The following is a 7,117-nucleotide window of genomic DNA, read 5'->3' as shown; positions in this document are numbered from 1 at the left end:
GTTTTGGGGGATTTGAGTTTGGTTATATATTTGTGTCCGCGCAACGAAGGCGCGGGGAAATGGAGGAAATTATGATAAAAGCAATTTTCTTTGATATAGATGGAACATTACTTTCACATACTACGTATAGTGTTCCAGAATCTACTAAAGAAGCATTAAGACTATTAAAAGAAAAAGGTATACTTACATTTGTTGCGACAGGTAGACATTTAAGTGAGATGAGGGATCTTCCTATACAGGATTTAGAGTTTGATGCCTGTGTCACTTTAAATGGACAGTATTGTTTCAATAAAGAAGGAATGATTTATGGACTTCCTATTGAACAAACAGACATCAACAACATCATCAATTATGTAGATACAAACCATATGCCTTGCATATTTGTAGAAGATGAACTCATGTATATCAACTTTAATAACGAAGTAGTAGAAAAAGTACAGAAAGCTATTTCTACACCACTACCAGAATTAGGAGATATTCATAGAGGTTATACACATTCTATTTATCAGGTCATTCCTTATGATACAAATGATGAAAGATTAAAAGAAATTAAGGAACTTATGCCTCATTGTAAAGAAACACAATGGAACCCTCAGGCAGTGGATATCATTCCTGCGACGGGTGGTAAACAGAATGGTATTCATGAAGTATTAAAGTATTATTCTATTGATCAAAGTGAAACAATGTCTTTTGGTGATGGCAAGAATGATATTGATATGTTTGAATATACAGAGATTTCTGTTGCCATGGGTAATGCAGATGATGATGTTAAGAAAGCTGCAGACTATGTCACAGATGATATCGATGAAGATGGTTTATATAATGCATTAAAATATTTTGAAATAATTTAAAAGCAGGCACCGCCTGCTTTTTCTAATCCTTAACCAAATCAATTATTTCTTTCGCAACACCATGATTATCATTACTATCAATCACTTTTTCTGCTATCTGTTTCAGTGCATTCACACCATTACTCATAGCTCGTGTATGCTTATAGTCTTTAAAAAGACTCATATCATTATAACCATCACCAAATACATAAACATCATCAGAAGTATGAAGTATTTCTATCACTCTTTTTACCATAAGTGCTTTATTCGCATTCATTGATGTAACTTCAATATTCCACCAGGATGATGAAGTGACATTAATTCCTTCTATTTGATCAAGCCAGTGTTTGATTTGATTAATTTTCTGTTCATCATGCACAAATATAAATATCTTTCTTATTTCTTTATAATCTTGAAGATGTTGCTTAGTGAGTTGTGCTGTTGTATCACAAAATACAGTATCAGTAGAATAATCTCCTTCTTCCGTATTAATTTCAAAATCTATATGACGTTCTAATAAGCCATTCATAATAGTATGTACAATCTTTAAATCGATATTTTCTTTATAAAGAATATCACCCTGACCATTTCGACATTCCGCACCATTCAATAATACATAATAATCTATATCTACTCCCTTCAACAAAGGAGAAGCTGTCTTGTAACTACGTCCTGTCGCAATAATTTTATAAATAGGTGATGTATTCAATACTTCTTTAGTAAAGGAATCTACTTCTCCATAACTGTTAAGTAATGTGCCATCTAAATCACTGACAATTGTTTTCATATTATTCTCCAAAAAAGTCAGTTCAAAGAACTGACTAAAGTGATAACTCCATAATAATATCATCAGGCGTAATTGAACCTGTTTTCACCTGAGCAATATCAGTATAGCTGTTATAGTTAGTAACAATCGTAATAACTGTTTTCTGGCACTGATGTCTTTCTACTCCATCTAAGTCCATTACAGTGAGAAGATCACCCTTTTTGACTTTCTGTCCCATTGTGATTTTTGTATCAAATACTTTTTCATCGGTAATTTTAACTGTATCAATACCTAAATGTAGAAGAATTTCTGCACCTACATTTGTGATGATTCCAATTGCATGTTCTGATTCACTGATAAAGCTGATTGTACCATCTGCAGGAGCATAAATCTTACCATCAGCTGGTTCAATAGCTGCACATGGTCCCATAATACCTTCTGCAAACATAGGATCTTTAATTTCACTCATTTCAATCGCATCTCCTGATGCAATCGCAAATAAAGATTCACTAGAAACTTCTTTTTCTTCTTTTGGTTCTACAACTTTTTCTGCCTTAGGAACACAGAATAACCATGTAATAGAGAAAGCAACCGCAAATGCGACTAAGTTAACAAGAATATAGAATGGTAACTGTTCATTTAAGTAAAGTAATGTACCTGGAATACCTGTAATACCCATACCTGTTGCTTTAAGATGGAAGATAGAAGCAAGGAATCCACCAACACCTCCACCAATCATTGCAGCGATAAATGGTTTTACTAAACGAAGGTTGACACCAAATACTGCAGGTTCAGTAATACCTAATGCAGCAGATAAAGCAGATGGATAAGCAACCTGTTTCATTTTCTGATCATGAACTTTAATTGCGATAGCTAATACAGCGCCTGCCTGTGCAATGTTTCCACAAGTACCAATTGGATTTAAATAGTTCCAGCCATCATTGGCTAACATACTGATTTCTAAGAAGTTTAAGATATGATGAATACCAAAGATACCAAGTAACTGTCCAAAACTCCCGTATAATAAACCACCAATACCTAAAGGTAACTGCAATAATTTTTCAACTACAAATAATACACCTGTTTCAACTGAATGAAGAGCTGGACCAATCGCAAATAATGCAACTGTCATACCAATAAGTAATGTAAGGAATGGAGTAAGAATAAGATCTAATGCATCTGGAATACGTTTTCTTAACCATTTCTCCATATTAGCACCAAGAATACCTGTCACAAAGGCAGGTAATACAGAACCCTGATAACCAGATACCTTTAAGAAATTGAAGAACATCAATGGTTTTGCAGCACCAGAACCAACATCATATGCACTTGGAAGACTAGGACTTACAAGCATTAAACCTAATACAATTCCAATTACAGGACTGCCACCAAAGTTCTTAAATGTTGACCAGCATACAAGTGCAGGAAGGAATGCGAATGCGGTATCCGTTAATACCTGTGTAAATGTAAGTAAGTTTGTAGGAACACTCTTAGTTGTTAAACCAAAAAGATGCAAGATAGCTTCTTGAGTCAATAAGCCTCTTAGACCCATGAATAAACCTGTTGCGACAAGTACAGGAATAATTGGCACAAAGACATCAGAGAATGTTCTAATAGCTCTTTGGAATTTATTTCCATATACTATTTTTTCATCGTTGTTACCTTCTTCTCCAGTGACCTTGATTACTTCATCATAGACACGATTTACTAAACCTGTCCCTAAAATAATCTGATACTGTCCTGAATTGAAGAATGATCCTTTTACCTTATCTAAAGATTCAATTGCTTTTACGTTGATTTTATCTTTGTTTTTTACTACTAAACGCAATCTTGTTGCGCAATGTCTTACTGAACTAATGTTTTCTTTTGAACCAGTTAATTCAATAATCTTTAATGCAAGTTCTTTATCGTTCATTTTTCTAACCTTTCCTTTTTAATTTGTTAAGCGCTTTACTGATTATATTTATACCTCTTAAAGCGCATTAATTGAATGGAATAACATAATATAAATATGGCTTTTTCTAACCATTTATACTTTTTTTAATATAAATGTGTATGTTTTAAAATCACCATGTTCTAAAGGTACACATATGCCAATATGCTGCAGTTCATCTCCACCATATATTTCTTGTGCACGACATTCTAAATAATCAGAATCTTCATCTAAGTATGTTAACTTAAAGTACTTCTGGGCAGTCAGAGGATTATAAAAACGAGTCATTATAACAACATAAATAGTCTTTCTATCAAGACTGACTACTTCCCAGCCTAAATGATTTTCATCACATTCAAGAGCATGTAATTCACCGTTGAGTGTTTCTTTTCTTACTGTTTTATATTCCTGAATCTGCTTCTTGATATCATCTAATTCATCATCTGTACACTTTGTAAGATCAAGTTCATAACCTAAGTTAAATAGTTTTGCGATATCATAACGTGTCTCTAAGGATGTAATACGCCCTGTCTGATGATTAGGAACAGCACTTATATGTGCACCTATCACTGATTGTGGATAAAGCAGACTAAAACTATCTTGAATCACACTGCGATCAAGTGCATCCGTATTATCACTAGCCCAGTTCTGCTGCATATAACATAAGATACCTGGATCAAAACGTGCACCTCCACTTGAACATCCTTCAAAAAGAACATCAGGATAACGAGATGTAATCACATCAAGCACATGATAAAGACCAAGCATATATCTATGAGCCACTTCTGTACTATACTGAGAGATGTGAGAACATACATCACTCATCGGTCTATTCATATCCCATTTGATATAATCAATTAATCCTGTAGAAAGATAAGAATCAAGCATGTGAATTAAATAATTCTGGACATCCTCTCTGGATAGATCAAGAAGATATTCATGACGACCTAAAGTAGGTTCATATCCATCTACTGATAATGCATAATCTGGATGATGTATATATAAATCACTTTTTTTACTAATTGCTTCTGGTTCAAACCATAAGCCAAACTTCAAACCATATGATTTAACAAGTTCAGCCGCTTTTTGTATACCACCTGGAAGTTTACTTGTATTACATTTCCAGTCTCCCATGGAATTATGACTATTATTTTCTTTTCTAAACCAGCCATCATCTAACACAAGTAATTCAATACCTAGTTCACTCGCACGTTTGGCTTGTTCTTCAATCTTTTCTAAAGACACATCATAATACATTGCTTCCCAGGTATTTAATAATACAGGAGGTAATTCCTGTGATTGTGGTAATAAGTGATGACGATAGAGCTCATGGAAATTCATTCTCATCCCTTCTAAACCTGTACTACTATAATTCACGACAACTTCAGGTGTATAGAATTCTTCTCCTTTATGTAAGTGCCAATTATTCATAGAAGGATGTAAACCCATCTGCATACGAACTTTTCCAAATGAATCCTTTTGTATCTTGCAACAATAATTTCCACTATAAATTAAATGCATTGCATATATATCAGAACCTGATAATAATGCCGCAAATGGATGCATTTGTGGACTACTGCTGCCTCTTGTACTTTCTATTTGAAATATACCTGTATTAAGTGCAGATAGCTGAATATTGCCTTCTTTTGCATGTAAGCCATACATTGTCATCACTTGGTAATCCTGTGATGGAAGTTCTAAAGAAACAGATTGTGTATTATAAAGAATAAGATCTTCTTTACAGCTTCTAAAAGAAGCTGAAAATGAAAGAACGCCTAAATCCTCATAAATAGTGATATATTGACTCACTTCTAAGCCGATAGGCTTATCTTCATAGACTACTTCTAGTGTCTCACTTCTACCATGACTTTTAAGTGAAGGTAAACCTGGAAGAGTCTTCTTTTCATCTAGCACATGCACTTCCTTCAACAATAATTCACAATAACGTTGATGGTGTGCTTCTACTTCAATGGCAGGTATACGATAATCTCCATGACCTAGTTGTGGATAGAGAAAAGGAAGATCATCAAAAGATGCATTTTCGATACTGACATCATGTTCAGTATTATAGCTACGTTTGTAGTAAGTCATTGGACTTTTATGATAATGACGAAGTGGTTTACCTATATATCTTTGTAAAATGTACTTTTGATCTAATACTTCTAATATATAACTCATATGCGTATTTCTAAGATGAATTATACCATTATTTATTGTAATCATTTTAAATCTCCAATCTGTATACGTTGATGTTTTGTGATTCTTTACTACTTGCAAGAAGCAAGTCTTCAGCCTGTGGGTCAAGACGTGCAGAATAAACAAACTCTCCGTTATTCGCAAATATTTCTACACTTGATGTATCCAGCCATATTTCCATATGATTGATTTTTATAGGCCATGATTTCTTTTGATATTTCTGTTCTGCCCAATCATAGCGTTCAATACGTATTCCTTCATCAAAGTGAATGCTTAATTCCTTATTGATTGAAAAAGACATATGTTTCAAAGGACTGATTTCTATCATCGCCTGTCTTTGTATTTTCATATGATTCGTATAAGGAATTTCATGGCATAATTCATACATCTCCCTTACAGGTGACTGTATCAGTTTTCCTTTTTTTACAAATAATTCACGAGGCATTGTTAGACAATGAATATGTCCATCCTTAGCGAATTCTACTTCCTGCGCATCACTAAAACGTGACATCCAGGCAAGCATAATACGTCTTCCTTGGTCATCCACAAATGTTTGTGGTGCATAAAAATCATACCCTTCATCCATATGCAGTCCTTTATCTAAATCACTCAATGTATCTATTAAATACACAGCATGCGCATCAAGACATTCATCTGTATCATTATTTCTTGACTGCAGACCATAAATTAATACTTCATGAGCATCAAGTGTAAATAAGTCAGGACATTCTATCATTTCATATTGTTTAGATATTCCAATGATCTTATTAAACTTAAAAGAGGTTCCATCTATTGATGTATATTGAATAATATCTCCTCTTCCAGTCTTCTTATTCTGTCCTCCAATAATCATTTTCCAGACATCCTCCTTAGTCACTTTAGGATCTCTAAAATGACCTGTATAATCATCAGGAAGAGAGAGTACAGAACCATATTTCTTAAAATGTATACCATCCTCAGACTGTGCAAGACATTGTTCAGGATATCTGACACCATTTACTTTCACATTTCCCGTATAATAAAGAGATAGTGTCTCACCATCACTGACTGCACTTCCTGAATACGTCCCATCCTTGTCATAAGATTCAGAAGCTTGTAATGCGATTACTGGCTCACTCCAATGTATAAGGTCTTGAGAGGTTGTTTTTCCCCATACTTTATATGAGTGGTCTGTCGCATTAGGATTCCATTGGAAAAAGACATAATACTTTCCTTTAAAATAGGAAAGCCCATTTGGGTCATTGATTAACCCTTTTTCTGTTTCTATATGATATGCTTGTTTTCTATTTTTCATACATAATCCTCACTTTATTTACGGTAGTGTCAAAAATCTATATCACATAGCATAAATACACTACCCTCAATTTTATCTATATAAACAGTAAAATGATT

The 7,117-nt window shown here is 33.8% G+C and carries 5 protein-coding genes; 1 reads left to right on the top strand and 4 read right to left on the bottom strand.

Annotated elements, in window-relative coordinates; translation table 11 throughout:
* A partial coding sequence (locus ABUA27_RS11555) for a Cof-type HAD-IIB family hydrolase (RefSeq protein WP_349820751.1) occupies positions 1-851 on the top strand: 851 nt, incomplete at its 5' end.
* 22 nt (positions 852-873) lie between these two features.
* Here ABUA27_RS11555 and ABUA27_RS11550 read toward each other — a convergent pair.
* The 4 genes from ABUA27_RS11550 to ABUA27_RS11535 form a co-directional block, all read right to left on the bottom strand.
* The gene (locus ABUA27_RS11550; protein WP_349820750.1) at positions 874-1,617 is read right to left on the bottom strand and encodes a Cof-type HAD-IIB family hydrolase; all 744 of its coding nucleotides are present in this window, start codon (positions 1,615-1,617) and stop codon (positions 874-876) included.
* A gap of 34 nt (positions 1,618-1,651) precedes the next feature.
* Complete coding sequence (locus ABUA27_RS11545) at positions 1,652-3,511, bottom strand: sucrose-specific PTS transporter subunit IIBC (protein WP_287845162.1); 1,860 nt, start codon at positions 3,509-3,511, stop codon at positions 1,652-1,654.
* 114 nt (positions 3,512-3,625) lie between these two features.
* The gene (locus ABUA27_RS11540) at positions 3,626-5,752 is read right to left on the bottom strand and encodes an alpha-galactosidase (RefSeq protein WP_349820749.1); all 2,127 of its coding nucleotides are present in this window, start codon (positions 5,750-5,752) and stop codon (positions 3,626-3,628) included.
* A gap of 1 nt (position 5,753) precedes the next feature.
* Complete coding sequence (locus tag ABUA27_RS11535; protein ID WP_287845156.1) at positions 5,754-7,019, bottom strand: glycoside hydrolase family 32 protein; 1,266 nt, start codon at positions 7,017-7,019, stop codon at positions 5,754-5,756.
* Positions 7,020-7,117 lie beyond the last annotated feature (98 nt).

This window comes from Catenibacterium sp. RTP21428st1_D7_RTP21428_210409, assembly GCF_040227455.1.
GTDB lineage: Bacteria > Bacillota_I > Bacilli_A > Erysipelotrichales > Coprobacillaceae > Catenibacterium > Catenibacterium mitsuoka_A.
This window is presented reverse-complemented; position numbering and strand designations above follow the sequence as displayed.